An 18,395-nucleotide genomic window follows, 5' to 3' on the forward strand; every position below is an offset into this window, starting at 1 on the left:
GCTCTCGGTCGAATCTGATACAGAAAGTCCCTCCGCGGGCCGATCATCCGGGAGGAGAAACATCGAGAGGTCGCAACCCCCCGCGGTGGATATAAGGGTATGGTACGGAAGAGGATGCGTGGATTCACGCTCGTCGAGTTGCTGATCGTCGTGATGATTCTGGGCATCATCGCCGGCATCGCCATCCCGCAGTTCACCAACTCGTCGGATCAGGCGAAGGACGCGGCTACGGAGAGCGACCTGACGGCGCTCCAGAACGCGGTGGAGATGTACTATCACCAGCATGGCGGCCGCTACCCGGGCGCCTTCAAGGCGAGCGACGGCACGGAGGTAGATAACAAAGCGCAAGCGGAGGAGGCCTTCGAGAAGCAGCTCACCCTCTACACCGACTCCCAAGGCCGGGCGAGCAACTCCAAGGACGCGACCTACCGCTACGGGCCCTACATTAAAAAGAGCCTTCCGGTGAATCCCTTCAACGGCGCTTCCGGCGTGACCTGCGACATCAGCGAGGCGGACATCACCGTCGCCGAGGGGAACGCCGGCGACGGAACGGGCTGGAAGTTCTACATCAAGACCGGCCGGGTCATCGCCAACCACACCGGCCACTTCATGCCAAAAGAGATGATACCCGCCGAACTGTAGCGGCGGTTCGGCGCGCCCGTTCCTCCCCCTTTACTCGGCGGACGAAAAAGGGCGCCCGCTCATCACCGCGGACGCCCTCTTCTCTTTTCTTTTTCCCGCCGGATCAGCGAACCAGAACGACCTTGCGGGTGAGCGTCTCCTCTCCGGCGCGAAGCCGCAGGAAGTAGGCGCCCGAAGCGGCCGGCCGGCCGGCGTTGTCCCGCCCGTCCCAGACCGCGATCCGCCGGCCCGCCTCCTCGACGCGGCCGGCGACGAGGACGCGGACGCTCCGCCCCGTCACGTCGTGCACCGTCAGGCGGACCGTCGTTCGCCGCGGCAACTCATAGGCGACGCGCGTCTCCGGATTGAACGGGTTCGGCGCCGCGGCCAGGGAGAGCCGTTTCGGCGGGGCGGAATCCGCCACTCCGGTCTGCGGATCATGTTCCGGAAGTCCTCCGTAGGACAGCAGGATCTCCCGCACCGGTTCGCCCTCCTCCTCGCTCCGGAAGGGGAACTTGATGAAGGAGGGGCGCACGACCGTGCTCGGATCGTTGCTGAGATCGACCCACCCCCCGTCCTCGGTGACGGCGATCACATGGATCTGGCTCGAGACGACCCAGTTCGCCGGACGATCCTCCTTGAACACGCCGTCTCCGCCGGAGGGATGCTCCATACGGACACGGTTCGCCTTGAACCGTTCCACCGCGAGGAAATGTTCGCCGCTCAGATCGGCCCCTTTCCACCGGGTGAAAACGCCCGCCTCGAGATCGCCGGCGTCGCTGAAGGCGTAGAAACCTTGCGGAGCGATCTGGTGCTCCCCCCAATCGTAGGACGAGGTCCCGTGATTGCCGATCACCGTCACGTCCTCGAAAACGCTCCGGCTAACGGTCTCCCCCGGATCGAGGTATTCGAACTCGGTCATCCGCTTTCCGGTGCAACGCGCCGCGACGGTTCTCTGGAACACTTCGTCGATCTCCAGCCACTCGTTGTCGATCATTCCCGGCTGGCCGGTCATATCGAAGTTGAGTCCGAACCCGTAGGCGAGATTGTAGGTGAGCTTCTCCTTGTCGTGGGTCATCACCTCCACGGCGAGGTTGTGTTGGTAGAAGCCCATTTTATCGTGCGCCAGCCGCATGGTGAGCGGATAGACGGACCAGTTGTCGTTGCCCCAGGCGGAAACCCATCCCGCCTTCTTGTCGAGCAGAACGGAATCGAAAAAGAGGAGCTCCGATCCCATCAGGGCGTCCAGCATCCCCTCCGTCGCGAGCCCGATGTCCCGGGCGCTCCGGCGCGCGTTGTCGATCAGATGGTCCGTGTAGGAGAGGTAGTCCGTCTCGGAGGGATTGGTGTCGTAAAGCCAGGGGCGGTCCGCCACCTGGTCCTCGAAGAGAAGGTCGGCGGGGAAGACGTCGGTGAACTCCTCCGCGGTCATGTAGACACGGTCCTTCACCGCCTGGTGCGCCGGCGAGACGATGTAGCCGCAGTTCGCGCCGTAGCATTCATAGACCGGATTGCCCGAGAGATCCCGGACGGTCACCTCCATGCCGAGAGAATCGAAAGTGGGCGACTCGTCGTCCCACCAGGTCGGATTGGTATAGGGCATGACGAGCTGCTTGCGGTTGTGGGAATTGTCGAAGATCGCCAGGAACTCCGCCTCCGTGCCGTAATCCTCGTTGGGCGGGACGTAGTCGGGGTAGTTGTTGTCGAACCCCTCCGGCCAGAAGGAGACGAGATGGACGATCGCGTTCGAGGAGAGCCGGCCCGCGACGCTGTCCACCCAGGCGAAGGTCTCGCCCGGCTGCGCCCAGCCCCAGTCGTTCACGTGTTGGCAGTCGAACTTGACGAGCACCCCCTGCCGGATCCCGTTGTAGAGATCGCCCGCCCTCGTCTCGAGATCCGGCGTCGCGTCCCAGCCCCTGTCGGTGCGCACGTCCTCGAGGACTTCCTCGATCCCCTCGCCGATCCGCAGGCGGAGCGTCGGCCCCTTCCACTCGCCGTTCTCCTGGAGGTAGGCATAGAACATGTGGTGGTACACGCTCACGCCGCCGTTCCAGCCGCTGAAACTGAGCCCCAGATTGGCCGGCCGGAAGTCGTCGTCCGGAAGCGTGTAAAGCGCCCAATTCCCGTTCACGGACTGGAGCGCGCCGAAATCCATGAAGACGTGTTGGTAGGTTTGGTAGGTGCTCCGGTACTCCTGGAAAAAGGAGCGATTGAAGGCGACCCCCTCGTAATAGGGGAAGTAGAACCGCTCCACGTCGTCCTGGCGGAAGGAGATCTGACCGGGGAAGTAGACCTTCAGTACTTCGTCGTCTGTGTGGTTTTCGACGTGGATGTCCCAATCCGAACGGTTCTCCTCGGAGGCGCGGATCGTGACGGTCACCTCCAGCCGGTCGCCGGAGAGATCCTTCTCGTAAACGAAGGTGAGAACGGTGTCCGCGGGATTCCAATCATAGGAGAAGGCGAGCACCGATGAGCCGCCACTGAAGGAGGAACTCTGCACGAGGCCCGAGGCGGCGTACTGGATCCTCCAGAGGTCGCCGTAGGCGTTCCCCGGCGATACGTCCTCCCCGGTGGTCTTGTCCCGGAGGTACGCGATTCCTCCGTCGTCCGCGCGAAAGCCGATCTCATACCAACCGTCGTTCCCCAGAACAAGGGTGTCCGGCGAGACCTGGAAGTAAACCGCCGCCCCGGCGGTTCCGGCCGCGCCGAACAGGATCGGAATGGCGAAACAGATGGCGAGCGCGGTCCTCGAGATGATCGGATGCGTCCGTTCTCTCACGATGTACCCTCGGCTGCTTTCGAGTTGTCTTTTCCTTTCGCCCGACCGGGGGGATAGCGGAAAGGAGCCTTTGCGAGGCTCCTCTCCGACTCCGACTAAGATCCCGCAAACACGGTCCGCGGAACGGGCCGTGATCGGAACGCTAACGGAATAGCTGTTTCACCTGGCCCCAGCTGGTGTCCTCGGTGGAGACCGGCGGCGGAGCGTCGGAACAATCCAAAATGACCGAGTCGAAGATCGCCCATCCGTCCAGGTCCTGCGACTCGACGCCGAGCTGAATCGAGAAGCTGTGCTCCCCGTTCCAACCGGTGATCGCCTGGTAGTCGTAAACGAAGATGCCCGCCTCGTAGCCGCGGCCGAGCTCGAAGTACTGGTACGCGCCCTCTTCCTCCTGGATCGCGATGACGAAGTTGGAGTTGAGCTCGTCGGAGACGCAGACGACGGTCAGCGTCGGCGCGGCGTCCACGTCGATGGTGAGCACCGGCGAGAGCACCTTGCCGTAATCCACGCCAGCCGCCTCCTGGACGATCGCGTAGGGACCGGCGAGGTCATTGATGTAGGCGTTGTAACCCGGATTGGTGTCCTCGTCCCGCCAGCCGACGGCGATCGGCTCGAAGTCGTCCGCCCAGCCGTCGGTGTTGACCAGGCTGATATGGTCGAAGGTGGCCGACGCGGGGGTCGCCCACTCCACCCAGATCACCACCTTGAAGGACTTCTGGCCGGTCCAGCCGGTGATGTCGCTCACGTCCACGGCGTAATCACCGGGCGCGTCCGCGGTGAGAAGATTGATCTCGGAGTAGGGCGGTACCTCCTCCATGATCCGCACGTGGAAACGCCCCGTCACGGCGGTGCAACTCACGTAAAGCGAATCGGAGTGCGGTCCGCAGCCGAATTCGGCGGTGGTCCAAGCGTTCGGCTCCACCTTCCCGTAGTCGACGTCGGCGGTAACGGTTCCGAGGAATCCGTCGGTGACAAGGCTCGCCTGGAAACCCGACCAGTCACTCACGGAGCAGAAGTCCTCCTCCCAGAGGACGAGCTGCGCCGAGGCGGCGCCGGCGAAAAGGGCGAGCACGGCGAGCGGGAGTGCCCACCGCAGGATAGTAGCTTTTTTCATTCTCTTCCCCCTTGTCCGTTTCTGGACAGAATCTACGTTGGAACCCAACGGGCACCCGCCAACACGACGGACCGCCTTAAGTCCGTCGATAGTCGGCAACCCTAAGATGATCGATTCGGGAGGCCGTCGGGTCTTTTACGACGGAGGTAGCATATCACCCCGGGAGCCCGAAGTCAAGCCGTTTCAGAATGTCAAGATCGCCGATCGCGCGCGGAGTCTGCGCGAAGACCCTTGCATTAATTGAAGTTAGGAAGACAGAAGGCAACGGCCGAATCGGGGGATCCGGGGCCGGGGGCCGCCGTCGGTATTCCCGGTAGGTCTCGCCGATTCTTCGGCCGGTGACGGGCAAGGCGGGGGGCGCCCCAGAGCCAGGAGAGACCGGGGATCACCGCCCGGGGACCGATGCACCAACGGGGGAACCGCGCCACCGTCCGCCCCCTATCCGGTGAGGAGCTTCACGATCGCCGCCACGGCCGCCACCACCACCAACGCCCGCACCCAGGTCGCCCCTTTCAGCATCACCAGGCGGGCGCCGATGATCCCGCCCAGGGCGGTGCCGATGGCGAGAATCAGTCCCACCCCCCATCGCACCTGCCCGAAACCGGCGAAGGCGACCAGGGAGACACCGGTAAAGACGAAGGCGAGGGAAAATTTAAGGGCGTTTCCGCGCACCACGTCGTAACCGCCGAGGAGCACGAAAGTGCTGATCAGGAGTACGCCCACCCCCGCCTGTAGAAAGCCGCCGTAGATCCCCATCAGGAAGAAGATCGGATAGAGCGCCGGGCGAATGCGGGCGTTCGCGCCGGTCCCCGCCCACTTCCTCGGGTTGATGAAGACCGTGGTGAGCATGACGGCGAAGAGGATCGCCGCGGCGCGGCGGAAGAGCGTCTCGTCCACGGTCGCGGCGAGCCAGGCGCCGCCGAAGGCGCCGAGGGCGGTGACGAGGGCGATCGGCGGAAGGGCGCGCCAGGGGCGAACCCCGTGGACGTGGTAGGTGGCGACGCCGGCGAAGGTCTGCACGGTGATCGCCACCCGGTTGGTGGCGTTCGCGATCTGGGGCGGCAGGCCGTAGAGAAGGAGGATCGGGAGCGTGATGAAGCTGCCGCCGCCGGCGGCGGCGTTGATGATCCCGCAGAGGAAACCGCCCGCCAGCAACGCGGGGATGTGCCACCATTCCACGACTCGATCCTCTCCTTCCCCGCCCGGAGCGCGGGCCGATCCCCCGCAGTATACAGACCGGAGGCTCCGGACTCACGCGGGGAAAGAGAAGAGGGGCGCGCCCGGCCGACGCGCCCCCTCCCGGCGGGCCGATCAGAAGGTGTAGGTCATCTCGAAGGCGACGGTCGTCTCCGATCCGTCCGTCTCGCCGTCCCCGTCGATGAAAACGTCCTCGCTCGACTGATCGACGCGAACCTCGATGAGCGCGCCCATGCCGTCGCCGAGGGTAAAAGTGGGGGCGATGGTGAAGGCGGTGCGGGTCTCCCCCGCGGCGCCCCCGAAGACGTAGGTGTCGGGGTCGTCCAAATAATCGAAACGCCCGGTCAGTCCGATCCGGCCGGTGATGTCGTAGTGGGCCATGGCGAGGCATCCGGTCCAGGTCGCCTCATTGCCGCCCGCCTCGACCTTTCCGTAATTGAACTCGCCGCCGAAAAACAAGTCTTTCCGCGGCTTCACGGTCAGGTCGAGATCGACGACGGTGCGCATGTCCTGCTGGTCCGCCCCTTCCGATCCGCGGATCGCCGAGAGCCCCGCGGCGACGACTTCGCCGGGCATGTAGCCGAGACGCCCGCCAAAGGTTTTCACCCCGTTGGACTCCTGGTTGTTGTCCCACCCATTGACCAGATAGGCGGCGAGATCGAAACCCTCGGCCAGATCGGCGTTCACCATGGCGCCCGTCAGATTGGTCGGCAGCGCATAAATGAAAACGAGGGCGTGGGAATACTGGTAAATATCCGGCGCGTCGAGAAGCTCGAAACCGATGGGCGCGTTAAACTTACCGAGAGTAAAGGCGAGGCGCTCCGCACCATCCGGCCGGTAGGTGAGATAGCCCTGTTCCGCGGCGAGCGTCCAATCGTCTCCGTTCTTCACCCATTCCAGGTCCGCATGGAGCGTTCCGTTCTCCCCGAAGACCCTCTCCACGTCCACCTCGACCTGGTCGAGACCGAAGGTCTCCTCCTTGGTGTCCACGTTGCCGAAGTAGCTGGCGTCGACGAAACCGCTGATCGTCGTTTCCTCCCCGGCCCGAACCGATCCCGCGAGAACCGCGACGACGAAAACAACGGATCCCGCCGCTCCGAGCGATCGTCGAATCATCTCATTCCCCTCCCTGTTTTGCTTCGCGCGCCCGATCGCGCGGCGGAACGGACCGTTACCGCTCCACGCGAATCCTGGAAAATCGGGAGCCGAGCGGCAAGCGTCCATTCTCCGGCTAGAGCTCCTCGTAGTAGGCTTTCTCACCGTGCAGCGACTCGTCCAGAGTCCCCTCCTCGATTTCGCTCGTCCTGACCCGCGTGACCTTGTTGATCAACCAGAGCATCACATAGGTAAAGGCGAAGGCATACACCGAGGATCCCACCACCGCGCCGACCTGTTTCCCGAAGAAGGCGGCGCCGCCGTAGATGAGCCCATCGGCGCCGGCGGCGTTCACCGCGGTGGAACCGAATAGGCCGAGCAAGATGATACCCAGGGCGCCGCCCACTCCGTGAACTCCCCAGACGTCCAGCGCGTCGTCCCAACCGAGACGGTTCTTTAAACCGACGGCGCCGTAACAGACCAAACCGGCGATCACGCCGATAACCGCGGCATAACCCGGGGAAATGAAACCCGCGGCGGGAGTGATCGTGGCGAGACCGGCGACGGCGCCGGTCAAGAGGCCGACGAACTTCGGCTTCTTCTCGAGGGACCAGGCGATGACGAGCCAGGAGATCGCCGCGAAGGAGGCGGCGATGTCGGTGTTCAGAAAGGCGAGGCAGGTGATCGCGTCCACCTGAAGCTCGCTTCCGGCGTTGAACCCGTACCAACCAAACCAGAGAAGACCGGTGCCGAGCGCCACCAGAGGAATGCTGTGGGGGACGCTGTCCTTGATCCGGCGCCGCCCGACGTAGAGGATCGATGCGAGTGCCGCCATCCCCGCGATGTTGTGGACCACGATTCCGCCGGCGAAATCGAGCACGCCGATTTTCGCGAGCAGGCCGCCCCCCCAAACCATGTGCACGAAGGGGAAGTAGACGCAGAGCAGCCAGAGCACGAGGAAGATCAGATAGGCGGAGAAGCGGACGCGGTTGGAAAAGGCGCCGGTGATGAGTGCCGGCGTGATGATGGCGAACATCATTTGGTAGGCGATGAAGACGAACATCGGAATCTGGCCGGCGCCGAAGGGAGTGGTCGGATCGATACCGCGGAGAAAGGCCATGTCCAGGTTGCCGATGATCCCCCCTTCGCCGCCGCTGAAGCAGAGCGAGAAACCGACGGCGTACCAGAGAATCGTCGTGACGCCAAGTGAAACGAAGCTCTGGATCATGATGGAGAGAACGTTGCGGCGGCCGACCAGCCCGCCGTAGAAGAACGCCAGGCCAGGCGTCATGAGCATGACCAAGCTGGTCGCCACGAGCATGAATCCTGTGTTTCCGGTGTTGAACATTCCTTTTCCCTCCCGTTACAAAATCGTGCCGCGGACGGTTCTCGCCCATAGACGGATTTTCCCGTCCGGAAGATGGCGGGGGCAATCAGGGGAAACCGGTTTCCGGGGTTCGAAATCCCTTAGCCGGGGAGCGTGGACCGGTGGGGAAACGGGGCGGCACGGCTGGAGGGTCCGCGCGGGCGCCGGCGGAATCACTCCAGCGTTGTGAGTCCCTCGCGGATGGCGTACTTCGTTAGCTCGGCCACGCTTCGGAGGTGGAGCTTCTCCATGATCCGGCCGCGGTGGGTTTCTATCGTCTTGACGCTCACGTGCAGGCGCGCGGCGATCTCCTTGGTCGCCGATCCCTCGGCGATCAATTGCAGGACCTCCCTTTCCCGACCGCTCAGCACGGCGAAGGCGGATTCCTCCCCCGAACCTGCGATGCGGATGTAGTCGCGAAGCGCGGACTCCGCGAGCCGCGGGCTGAGGAAGACCCGGCTCTCGCGCGCCGCTTCGATGGCGAGGAGCAGATCCTCGAAGGCGGATTCCTTGAGAAGGTAACCGAGTGCGCCCGCCTTCAGCGCCTCGACCACGAAGCGCCTGTCGTCGTGCATGGAAAGGACGATCACCCGAACCGATGGGATCTCCTCCACGATCCGCGCCGTGGCGTCGATGCCGTTCATGCACGGCATGGAGATGTCCATCACCACCAAATCCGGGGCATGTTCCCGGGCGAGACGGACCGCGGCTGCCCCGTCCTCCGCCTCGGCGACCACGCGGAATCCGGGGCACCCGTCCAACAGGTGGCGGAGCCCGTCGCGAAAAATCTTGTGGTCGTCGGCGATGAGAATTCTCATTCGCCGCCCCCTCCCCGGCCGCGAAGCGGCGCTTCGAGACGCACGACGGTTCCGGCGCCCAGGTCGGAGTTCACCTCCAGGCGGCCGCCGAGTTGGCTCATCCTTTCGCGAATGCTGAAGAGACCGAAGCCGTCGCTCGAGCCGGAGCGCGAAGGATCGAAGCCGCGGCCGTCGTCACGGACGAGGATCGTCACGCGCTCCCCCTCGCCGCGCACTTCCACCTCCACACGTTCGGCGGCCGCGTGCTTCCGCACGTTGAAGAGCAGCTCACGGACCGACTTGAAGAGCATGATCCGCATCTCCTCCGAAAGCCCCTCGAAAGAGCCGGCGGAACGGACCTCCACCGGCAGGCCCCTCTTCTCGCGGAACCACCCGGCGAGCCACTCCAGCGCGGCGTCGAGCCCGAACTGATGCAGCACCGGCGGGCTGATCTCGCCGGTCAGCGTGCGTGTGTAGCGGATGGTCTGGTCGAGAAGAGTGACGATCTCCGCCAAGGAACGCTCAAACCCGCAAAAGACCGCGTCCCCCTGAAATTCGTTCACGCGCATGCGGATGAACGCGAGCGCCTGACCGACATGATCGTGCAGGTCCGCTGCTATGGCGCGGCGCTCCCTCTCCTCGGCGAGGACCAGTTCCGACGCGAGCCGCCGCAGCTGCCGCCGGTGCGCCTCCACCTTCTCCCGAGTCGCCCGATGCCCGTCGATCTCCGCGCGGAGCGCCCCGACCACTCTCTCCAGCTCGGCGGTCCTTTCCCTCACCTGCCGTTCCAGGTCGTCGTGGGCCGCCCGGAGCGCGTCGTCCGCCGCCCGCCGCTGGAAGTGGACGCGCAGCATCTCCGCCAGCGAACCGATGAGATCCCTCTCTTCCTTCAGAAAGGGCCCCTCGTCCGCCGGTGGGCGCTCCTCGCGGTAGACCACCTCCACCCGTCCCCGCCCGCCGCCGCGGACGACGAAATCGGCGGTCTGCGCATAAGGGGTTTCGCGAAAACCGGGGGTGGTGATCTCCCGATCGCCGAAGCGGAGACGCGCCTCCGTCACCTCCGGATACTGCCAAGCCGGAGGAAGCAAGCGGAGGATCTCCCGCAACACCGCGTCGACCGGCTTGTCGTCGTCCTGGAGAACACGCGCGGCGCGGTGAAGGAGGGTCAGCTCCTTGACGCGTTCGTTCAGGCGATGGAGGATTTCGTTCTTCATGGCCGGTCCGGCCGGCGGATTCGCGCGGGTTTCATCGCATCGATTCTAACGGGCGCGGCGGCGGCGGCGCAAGCACGGTTCCCCGCGCTATTCCGGCGCGCCTCCCCCCATCGCCTGGCCGGGCCGCTTCGCCTCCCGCCAGGGGAGAGGGCTCCGGCCCATCCCCCAGGCGACGGTCCGCCGCAGGTAGGCGGCGGCGCCCTCGGCGAGAACGTAGAAGGTGGGGAGCACGACCAGCGTGAGGATCGTGCTGGCGGCGAGGCCGCCCATCACCGCCCGGGCGAGCGGGAAATAGTAGCCGCCGGTGATGTCCGCCTTGCCGAGAGCGAGGGGCGTGAGGCCGAGTATGGTGGTGGACGCGGTCATCAGGATCGGCCGGAACCGGTCCCGGCACCCCTCGAGAATCGCCGCTTCCCGGGGAAGACCGCTCCGGCGGAGGCCGTTCACGTGGTCGATGAGGACGATGCCGTTGTTGACGACCACGCCGATCAGAATCACCACGCCGATCATGGCGAGCAGGTTGAAGGGGGTCGCCGTCAGCATCATCGTCCAGACGACGCCGAGCGCGGCGAAGGGAATGCAGAGCATGATCACCAAAGGATGGAGGAAAGACTCGAAAAGCGCCGCCATGAGCAGATAGACGCAACAGAGCGCGATCAGGATGTTCACCATCATTTCGTTCTGCTCGGCCCGCGCCTCCTGTAGTTCACGCCCGAAGGACCACTGGTACCCGGAGGGGAGATCCATGCCGTTCATCAGCTGCTCCACCCGGCCGGTGATCTCCCCGAAATCCTCCCCCTCGTAGACGCCGGTCACCGTGAGCGCCGTCTTCTGCCGTTCCCGGTAAATGCGGGCCGGACTCTTACCGAACTCGAAACGCGCCACCTGGCCGAGCAGGATCGGCCGCCCTTCCCGGTAGGTGATCGGAAGCTTGGCGAGGTTGTCGATGTTGCGGCGGTCCGACGGCTCGAGCACGATATCCATCTCGATCTCCCGGTCCCGCCCCTGGAAATCCCTGAGAGGCACCCCCCGGAAGGTGAGCCCCAGGATCTGCGCCAGCGTGGCCGGGCTGATTCCGAAACGGCCTCCCCGGTCCCGATCGAGCACCACCCGCACCTCGTCCCGTCCCTCCTCGACGCCGGTTCGCGTTTCCGTGACACCCGGCAACATGCCGATTCGGCGCGCCGCCTCCTCCGACAGCTCACGGAGCAGGTCCGTGTCCTCGCCGAAGAGGGTGACCGAAACGCCCCGCGCGCCTCCGCCGACGTCCTCGTCGGTGCCGAAACGGTACCGCGTCCCGGCCAGCTCGGGGAGGTTTTCCCGGAGATACTGCCGCAGATCCCGCAGCTTTTCCTCGGTCGGGGTGTAGTCTTTCGGGAAATAGAGCCCGAATCCGGCCTGGTTGTCTCGGTAATAGACGTAAACGGATTCGATGTTCAGCGAATCCCGGCGCGGCACGAGAAATTCCTCGATCGCGAGGACCTTGTCGTGGACGCCGTAGATGTTCGTGTTGTCGGTGAACTCCACGTTGAAGTAAAGCTCCTCCTGCTTGACCCCCTTTCCGTCCATCTCCTCGGGGGCGAATCCGGTCGCCTTGATCGCGCCGATGGTCACCAACAGAAAGAGGGGAACGAAAACGAGGCCGGTCCGCTTCGGGTGCTCCGTGACGGTCCAGCGGAGCATGCGCATGTAACGCTCCCGGAGGCGGGCGAGAAAACGGAATTCCCGCTGCGCGCCGCCGAAGGTGGTTCGCGCCGCCATGACGGGCACCAGGGTGAGACAGATGAAGAGCGAAAAGACGAGGGTGACCGAGATGGTGATCCCCACCGATGAAAGCCAAACCGTGAGCATGCTCCCCTTGGACAGGATGATCGGCGCGAAAACGATGACGGAGGTGAGGGTGGACGCGGTGACCGCCATCGCCACCTCACGGGCGCCGCCGGCGGCGGCCTCGGCGGGGGTCTCCCCCTTTTCCTGGCGGCGGAACACCGACTCGAGGACCACGATGGCGTTGTCCACCAGCATCCCCACGGCGAGCATGAGCCCCATCATGGTGAGCACGTTCAGCGTCCGCCCCGACAGATAGAGATAGACGCAGGTGGCGATCACGCAGAAGGGGATGGCGATGCTGACGATCAGCGTGGGACGGAGCCGCCGGAGGAAGACGAAGAGCACCGCCACCGCCAGGATCGATCCGATGAGCCCCGACTGGAAAAGGCTGTTCAGCGAGTTTTTGATCTGCTCCGCCTGATCGAAGAAGAGGACCACGTCGACGCCTTCCAACGCCGGGTCCTTGTCGATGCGGTCCAGCTCTTCCCTCACGCGCCGGGAAAGCTCGACGATGTTGGCGCCGGAAGCCTTCTTGATCTCGAAAGCGATCGCCGGCTCACCGTTGATGTGCCTGTACCAATGCGGCGCCGGCTCGCCGTAATCGATTTCCGCCACGTCGGCGAGGCGGACACCCGCGTCGTTCACCGGCATCTCGCCGATCTCGTCGAACTCGCGGAACTGGCCGAGGGCGCGCACGGTGAGTTCCCGCCGGCCGTCCACGACCCGCCCCACCGAAAGGTCCAGGTTGTTCCCGTTCAGGTCGCGGAAGAGCCTCTCCACGTCGACGGCGTGCTCCACGATCTTGTCCAGCATCAGATAGATCCGGATGCTCTTCGGCGCGATCCCGTCGACCTCCACCTGGCCCACCCCCTCGGTGCGGCGGAGCCGGTTGATCACGCGGTGTTCCAATAGATCGTAGGAGCCGGAGAGATCCTCCCCCTTGGAGCTGATCCGGCCGACCATCACCGGGATGTCGTTGGTGTTGAAGGTGAGAATGAAGATGTCCCGGATGTCCTCGGGGAGGAGGGGCCGGACCTGCTCGATCTTCTCCCTCACGTCCATGCGGAGCACGTCCACGTTGCGGCCGAACTCGAACTCCACCGCCACCCAGACGAAGTCCTCCTCCGAATAGGAGCGGATCTCGCGCAGGTCCCCGAGGGTGGCGAGCACTTCCTCCAGGGGACGAGCGATTTCCTTCTCCATCTGCGTGGGGACGCCGTTCGGATACGGGATGTAGACGCCGAGGAAGGGGGCGTCGAGATTGGGAAACATGTCCAGCTTGAGGCGGGAGAGGGAGACGGCGCCGAGAACGAGAAGCGCCGCGGTGGCCACGATGACCGTCACCGGCCGGCGGAGCGCGTGGTCCGAGAGCTTCATCGTTTGTCCGTCCCCTTAGTCCGGAGCATGCGCAAGATTATTCCTTCGCGCATAATCCATACTACGGCTTGCGGTCGAGGGTGGCGTAGACCACCGGGATCACCACCAGGGTGAGCAGGGTGCCGAGGGTGAGCCCGCCGATCACGGCAATCGCCATCGGCGCACGGAGTTCGGCCCCCTGGCCGAGGCCGAGGGCCATCGGCAGGAGCGCGAGCACCGTGGTCAACGTGGTCATGAAAATCGGACGGAGCCGCGCCCGCGCCCCCTCCAGAATCGCGTCGATCTTCGCCATGCCGGCGCGGCGGCGCTGGTTGATGAAGTCGATCAGGACGATGGCGTTGTTCACCACGATGCCGGTGAGCATCACCACGCCGATCAGCACGACCACGCTCACCGCCGTCCCCGTCAGGGCGAGGGCGAAAACCACTCCCACGATGCCGAGGGGGACGGTGACGAGGATCACCAGCGGGTGCAGAAACGACTCGAACTGGCTCGCCATGACCAGATAGACCATGAAGACGGCGAGGAACGCCGCCAGCGCCAGGCTGCGGAACGAGGTGGCCACCTCCCGGTTCTGACCGCTCAGCACGGCGGAGAACATGGGGGGGGCGGGCGTGCGGAGCAGCAGAGCCTCGATCTCCTCGCCGGCGCTACCCAGGTCCCGGTCCACCAGGTTCGCCTGGATGACCGCGGCGCGGGCCTGACCGACCCGCGTGATCTGGGCCGGGCCGCGCCCGATCGCCACGTCCGCCACCGACGAGAGAGGGATCGGGATCCCGTCCACCTGGTTCACCACGAGCCCCGCCACCTGATCCACGCGGATTTCCTCGGCGTTGGCGTTCCGCACCAGAATGTCGATCTGTCGATCCCGCTCCTTGAGGCGGGTCGCCACCTCGCCGCGGATCTTGTGGCGAAGCGTACGGGAAACGGTTTCCAGATCGAGACCGAGCGCCGCCATCCGGTCCCGCCGGAAGGAGATCTGCACCTCCGGGCTCCCCTCCTCCAGGCTGTTCCTCACGTCCCGGAGTCCTTCCACTTCGCGAAGCCGGGCGGTCAACATGTCCGAGTAGCGGGCCAACTCGTCCAGATCGTACCCGAAGGCGTGCACCTCGATGGGAGTTTTAAAACTGAAATAAGTGGGCCGCCGGAAAGTGTAGTCGACGGAAGGCTCCCGGTCGAGCCGGCGACGCACCGTCTCGATCACGGCCTCTTCCCGGCGGTGATCCCCCGGGTTTTCGATCGCCACGTTGAGGCGCGCCACGTTTTCCCTGCGTTCCGCCGTCGCGCTCCCCAGCTCCGGGCTCTCGCCGACGGTCGTGAAGAGCGAGTGGATCCGTCGATCGCCGACCAGATCCGCCTCGATCCCCCGGACGAGTCTCTCGCTCACGTCGAGCGGCGTGCCGGGGGGCATCTCCAGCTCGAAGCTGAACTCCCCTTGGGAGAATGGGGGAACCAGCTCCACGCCGAGACGCGGGATGAGCAGCGCCGCCGAGACCGTGAGCGCCCCCGCGACCGCCAGCGAGCGCCACCGGTGTGCGAGCGCCCCCTCGAGAATCCGCGGGTAAACCCATTCGAGACGGCCCCAGGCCGAATCGAAAACCCGCCGCACCGGGCGGAAGAGAATGCCGAGAGCGGCGCTTATATATCGGAAGACGTAACGGAAGGCCAGAATCGCCAGGCCCGGGAGCAGAACCACCAGGGCGCGCCCGATCCAAACCAGAAGGAAGCGAATCCCCCGGAGAATCGGCAGAAAGAGGAAACGCCCGGGATAGCGGAAGACGAAACGGAGACCGCGCCCCAACGGCCGGAAGGGGCGGGCGGCGGTGCGGAAGAAACGGGCCGCCCGCGAGGGGGAGCTCTCCGCGGCCCTCACTTGCGCGCCGGCGCCGATCGCCGCGGTCGCCCGCCCGACCGAAGCGGACTCGGCGGCGCGCCCCCCCAGGCTCGACAACACCGGAATCAGCGTCAGCGCCGCGGCGAGCGACACCAGCAGCGACGAAGCGACGGTGAGAGCCTGATCACGGAAGATCTGTCCGGCGATCCCCTCGACAAATACGATCGGCACGAAAACCGCCACCGTGGTGAGCGTGGACGCGGTCACCGCCCGTGAAACCTCCGACGCCCCCTCCAGGGTCGCATCCCAGACGGAGAGGCCCAGGGAACGGTGCCGGCTCACCGCCTCCAGCACCACGATGGCGTTGTCCACCAGCATCCCCACGCCGAGAGCGAGACCGCCCAGGGACATGATGTTGAGCGACACGTCGAGCTGTTGCATCACGAAGAACGTGCCGAGCACGGAGAGGGGAATGACCAGCGCGATGATCCCCGTGCTCCGCCGATCCCGCAGAAAGAGGAAGAGGATGATCACGGCGAGCATGCCGCCGATCAACGCGTTGGAACGCACCTCGCCGATGGACGATTCGATGAAGGTCGACTGGTCGAAAAGAACGCGCGCATCGACTCCATCCGGGAGGTTCCCGGCGAGCGCCGCCAGGCGCCTTTTTACGCTCCGGGCCACCTGCACCGTGTTGGCGTTCCCTTCCTTATAGACGGCGAGTTCCACCGCCTCTTCCCCCTGCACCCGGGCGATCATCTCCCGTTCTTTATACCCGCGGACTATGGAGGCCACGTCCTCGAGAAGAACCCGCCGCCCCTCTTCCTCGTAAAGAATCGAGCGGCCGATCTCGTCCATGTCCACGAACTCGTTCACCGTCCGGACCAGGAACTCCGCCTCGCGGTCCCGGAGCTGCCCTCCGGCGGCGTTGAGGTTCTGTCCCTCCAGGAAGAGACCGACGGTGGAAATGGGGATGCCGAGGGTGGCCAGCTTCGCCTCGTCCACCTCCACGTGGATCTCCTCCTCCAGCCCGCCGCGCACGCGCACGGAGGCGACCCCCTCGAGCGATTCCAGGTCCTTCTTCAAGACCCGATCCGCCAGATAACGGAGCGTCACCAGGTCTTTCTCGCCGTGGAGCCCGATGCGGAGAATCGGATCGAGTGAGGGGTCGTAACGGAGAAGGACGGGAAGCTCGACGTCCTCGGGGAGGTCGACCAGGTCGATCTTCTCGCGCACGTCGAGCGCCGCGTAGTCCATGTTGGTCTTCCAGGCGAACTCGAGGGTGATCTCCGATACGCCGGGCCGCGACACGGAGCGCAGGTTGCGGAGGCCCCGCACCACCGAGACCGCTTCCTCCAGCGGCTCGGTGACCAGCTTCTCCACCTCGGCCGGCGCCGAGTCCGGGTAGAGGGTGCGAACGGTGAGTGTGGGATAGGAGATCTCCGGGAGCAGGTTCAGGGGGAGGCGGGAAAGAGCGACGGCCCCGAAGAGCACCGCCGCCAGCGTGACCATCGTAACGGTGACCGGCCGTTTCATCGAGCCTTCGACGATTCGCATATTACTTGTCGAAGCGGCTCGTCGTGTCGGCCGTCTCCGCCTCCTCCTCCGAATCGGATTGTTCCTCGTGCCGTTTCACTTCGCGGATCTTGGACCCGCTCTTGAGGGCGCCCTGGCCGACGCTCACCACGCGGTCGCCCGGTTCGAGCCCTCCGGAAACCTCCACCAGCGTGTCGTTTCCGCCGGCGGCGATGATGGGGATCTTCACGACCGAATCGCCCACGGCGCGGAAAACGTAGCTCTCCGATCCCTCGGGGACGAGCGCCCTCTTGGGGATGACGAGCACCCCCTCGTGAACGTCCGTCTCCACCTTCACGCGAACGAAGGAGCCGGGCCGCAGCGAGCCCTTTCGCTCCCTCACGATGCAGGTCACCTTGATCGTGCCGGTGCGGCTGTCCACCACCGGGGCGACGCGGACCACTTCCCCCTCCACCTCTTCCCCGCCGTCCCTGTCCGAACGGACCATCACCCTCTGGCCCGGCGAGAGTCGGACCGCCACCGCTTCGGGGAGATAGACGCAGGCGAGGAGCGGCTCGGTGTCCACGAGCGTGAAGAGCGCCGCGCCGACGGCGACGGTCCGCCCCGGATCGACGAGGCGCGCCGCGATTTGGCCGGAGAAGGGGGCCCGGATCTCGGTATAGGAGAGCCGCAATTCGGCCGCCTTTCTCTGGGCATCCGCCTGTTCGAACTGGCTGCGGGCGTCGTGGAGGTCCTTGTCGCTGGTGAACTCCTGACGGTGCAGCGCCTCGGCCCGCTCCAGGTCCCCGCGGAAGGCGCGCGCCCGGGCGTCCGCCTCCTCGAGCGCCACTCGCTGGACCGCGCCGTCGAGCACGGCGAGGATCTGCCCTTCCCGGACCAAGTCCCCCTCTTCCACCAGGATCTTCCGGATCGTCCCGTCGATCTTGGCGAGAACGTCCGCCTGCTTCTCCGGCTCCAACGTCGCGGTGGCGCCGATGTATGACGGGAGGTCCCGCGTCTCCGCCGCGACCAGCTCGACCGGAACCGCCTCCTCCTTCTCCTCCTCGGGCTTCTCCTTGTTCCTATTGAAGATCCGGCTGAGGAAACCGCCCCGGTCCGCGGGGGCGGCGAGGCTGTCCGTTGCGGCGCTGTCCGGCGCCGAAGCCGAGTCCGGCGCCGAAATCGCCGCCGCGCTGTCTCCCGTCGCTTCCACCGCCGCCTGGGCGACGCGGGGCTCCTCGGATCGTCCGCATCCCGACCCGAGGGCGAGAAGGAGGAGCGCGAGTACCAGAATCGAAGAAATCCAAAGGAAGCATTCCCGGTACCCGAGGGATCGGAGAGAGCCGGCTCGCGCCGCCCCACGAACAGCGTCCGGGCGGCGGCGTGGCTGGTTTCCCGGCCGGGGGGGAGTGGGCCTATGGGTTTGCATGAAAAGCCTCCACGGCGAAGGAGATGATTTGCCGAGTCCGGAAAGAATACGGTCCCTGCGGTGATTCGGTTCCATGAGACCGGGGGTCCCTCTTCCTCTCTTTGAGACGACCATTCCCGGCGGAACGTTTCAGATTTCGGCTTCCTCCGGTCGATGAGGACCGGCGCCGATGCCGGTGCCGCGTCGAATACCGATTACCGGCCCCTTCTCTTCAAACGAGGGGGCGG

At 65.3% G+C, this 18,395-nt stretch carries 11 protein-coding genes; 1 reads left to right on the forward strand and 10 read right to left on the reverse strand.

Annotated elements, in window-relative coordinates; all coding sequences use genetic code 11:
• Window positions 1–99 precede the first annotated feature (99 nt).
• Window positions 100–642 (forward strand): prepilin-type N-terminal cleavage/methylation domain-containing protein, encoded by a 543-nt coding sequence (locus JW958_11560; GenBank protein ID MBN1826893.1) that lies wholly within the window; start codon window positions 100–102, stop codon window positions 640–642.
• A gap of 103 nt (window positions 643–745) precedes the next feature.
• Here JW958_11560 and JW958_11565 read toward each other — a convergent pair whose 3' ends face one another.
• The 10 genes from JW958_11565 to JW958_11610 form a co-directional block, all read right to left on the reverse strand.
• Window positions 746–3,400, reverse strand: a complete 2,655-nt coding sequence (locus JW958_11565; GenBank protein ID MBN1826894.1) for a T9SS type A sorting domain-containing protein — start codon at window positions 3,398–3,400, stop codon at window positions 746–748.
• 142 nt (window positions 3,401–3,542) lie between these two features.
• Window positions 3,543–4,514, reverse strand: coding sequence for a hypothetical protein (locus JW958_11570; GenBank protein MBN1826895.1), 972 nt, complete (start codon window positions 4,512–4,514; stop codon window positions 3,543–3,545).
• Between the two features lie 438 nt (window positions 4,515–4,952).
• Window positions 4,953–5,693 (reverse strand): sulfite exporter TauE/SafE family protein, encoded by a 741-nt coding sequence (locus tag JW958_11575; GenBank protein MBN1826896.1) that lies wholly within the window; start codon window positions 5,691–5,693, stop codon window positions 4,953–4,955.
• Window positions 5,694–5,825: 132 nt separating this feature from the next.
• On the reverse strand, window positions 5,826–6,827 hold the full coding sequence (locus JW958_11580) for an outer membrane beta-barrel protein (GenBank protein MBN1826897.1): 1,002 nt from the start codon (window positions 6,825–6,827) through the stop codon (window positions 5,826–5,828).
• Between the two features lie 115 nt (window positions 6,828–6,942).
• The gene (locus JW958_11585) at window positions 6,943–8,154 is read right to left on the reverse strand and encodes an ammonium transporter (protein MBN1826898.1); all 1,212 of its coding nucleotides are present in this window, start codon (window positions 8,152–8,154) and stop codon (window positions 6,943–6,945) included.
• A gap of 191 nt (window positions 8,155–8,345) precedes the next feature.
• The gene (locus JW958_11590; GenBank protein ID MBN1826899.1) at window positions 8,346–8,990 is read right to left on the reverse strand and encodes a response regulator transcription factor; all 645 of its coding nucleotides are present in this window, start codon (window positions 8,988–8,990) and stop codon (window positions 8,346–8,348) included.
• Window positions 8,987–10,183: a sensor histidine kinase gene (locus tag JW958_11595; GenBank protein ID MBN1826900.1), complete on the reverse strand. Its 1,197-nt coding sequence runs from the start codon at window positions 10,181–10,183 to the stop codon at window positions 8,987–8,989. Before JW958_11595 ends, JW958_11590 begins: the two co-directional genes overlap by 4 nt.
• 87 nt (window positions 10,184–10,270) lie before the next feature.
• A complete protein-coding gene (locus JW958_11600) occupies window positions 10,271–13,390 on the reverse strand; it encodes an efflux RND transporter permease subunit (protein MBN1826901.1) in 3,120 nt (1,039 codons plus the stop codon).
• A 61-nt stretch (window positions 13,391–13,451) separates the two neighbouring features.
• Window positions 13,452–16,781 (reverse strand): efflux RND transporter permease subunit, encoded by a 3,330-nt coding sequence (locus JW958_11605; GenBank protein MBN1826902.1) that lies wholly within the window; start codon window positions 16,779–16,781, stop codon window positions 13,452–13,454.
• Window position 16,782: 1 nt separating this feature from the next.
• Window positions 16,783–18,168 (reverse strand): efflux RND transporter periplasmic adaptor subunit, encoded by a 1,386-nt coding sequence (locus JW958_11610; protein MBN1826903.1) that lies wholly within the window; start codon window positions 18,166–18,168, stop codon window positions 16,783–16,785.
• Window positions 18,169–18,395 lie beyond the last annotated feature (227 nt).

The organism is Candidatus Eisenbacteria bacterium, from assembly GCA_016930695.1.
In the GTDB taxonomy this organism is placed as follows: Bacteria; Orphanbacterota; Orphanbacteria; order Orphanbacterales; family Orphanbacteraceae; genus JAFGGD01.